Origin of the sequence: Psychrobacter sp. CAL346-MNA-CIBAN-0220 (assembly GCF_040309805.1) — a bacterium.
Classification (GTDB): domain Bacteria; phylum Pseudomonadota; class Gammaproteobacteria; order Pseudomonadales; family Moraxellaceae; genus Psychrobacter.
Genome location: NZ_JBEOPF010000548.1, coordinates 1 through 252, shown reverse-complemented (window position 1 = coordinate 252; position 252 = coordinate 1). Strand labels below are relative to the sequence as shown.

Below are 252 nucleotides of genomic sequence, written 5' to 3'. Positions count from 1 at the left end.
AATCTGCATGTTGCCTTCTCGTTGTGCACGATCATGCGAAGCGACGAATGGCGGATGGCCGGGCCGTCATTCACGATGCGCGGGCCGACGTGGCGACGCGCCGAACGCGATTGTGGGCGATTCGCGCGGCGATGTCGAACGTGCGTGGTCCACCGCTGCGCCGTCACAGCGCTTCGACCAGCAACCGCGTGCTCTTCTCGCAATACTCGTGACATGCCGCGCGCGCGGCGATCGACGCACCGTGCACGAACC

General features: G+C 65.5%; 1 protein-coding gene. It reads left to right on the top strand.

Annotated elements, in window-relative coordinates; all coding sequences use genetic code 11:
* Positions 1–212: hypothetical protein (locus AAEY88_RS14740; protein ID WP_350563588.1), on the top strand; the 212-nt coding region annotated here is incomplete at its 5' end.
* Positions 213–252: the final 40 nt, after the last annotated feature.